Annotated in this window: 1 protein-coding gene; it reads left to right on the top strand. The window is 48.6% G+C overall.

The genetic code is table 11. The features are described 5' to 3' along the window. On the top strand, nt 1-862 hold an 862-nt coding region (locus R7R24_RS25655; RefSeq protein ID WP_318119936.1), incomplete at both ends, for an aminopeptidase P family N-terminal domain-containing protein.

Raw genomic sequence — 862 nt, 5'->3', positions numbered from 1 at the left:
TGACCAAACAAGTTCCTAGTGAGTTGTTTGAATATCGCCACCTAATTGAAGAACCAGCATTGGATTGGATTCAAGACAATCTAACCACAAATGCGTCCGTGGCTATCGACCCTCGCATGCACAGTTCGGCTTGGCTAGATATGGCACAAGCAAAACTGGCCGGAAAACTAGAGCTAAACATTCTCTCCGGCAACCCAATTGATGAATTGTGGCATGACCGCCCTGCACCAGTGGTTTCTGACGTTCGCCTCATGCCAACAAAAGCCGTTGGTCAATCAAGCGAAAGTAAGCGTAAAGAGATCGCTCAACTGGTAGCAAAAGCCGGTGCAGACAGCGCAGTCATCACAGCGCTTGATTCTATTTGTTGGCTATTGAATGTACGTGGCTTGGATGTATCGCGTTTGCCAGTTTTACTATCGCACGCGATTCTTCATGCCGACTCAAGTGTGGAGTACTTCCTAGATCCCGCTCGCTTACCTGCTGAATTTTCAGCGCACGTGGGCACTGGTGTGACGGTTCATCATCCAGAAGCACTTCAATCACGCCTTGAAGCCATGTCTGGTAAAAAGGTATTGCTCGACCCAGCAATCAGTAACGCATGGTTTAAGTTAGTTCTGCAAAATGCAGGCGCATCGGTTATTGCTGCAGCCGATCCATGTTTAATGCCAAAAGCCGCGAAAAACGAAGTTGAGATTGCGGGCATGAAAGCCTGTCATATCCGCGACGGTGTAGCGATGAGCAAATTCCTTTGCTGGCTAGATGCCGAAGTGGCTGCTGGCAATCTTCATGATGAAGCTACACTGGCTGATCGCCTAGAAGCATTCCGTAAAGAAGACCCAACGCTGATGGATCTGAGCTTTGA

It is taken from the genome of Vibrio sp. 704 (assembly GCF_033339295.1).
Note: the sequence above shows the minus strand (reverse complement) of the source record. Positions and strands in the feature narration are given on the sequence as shown.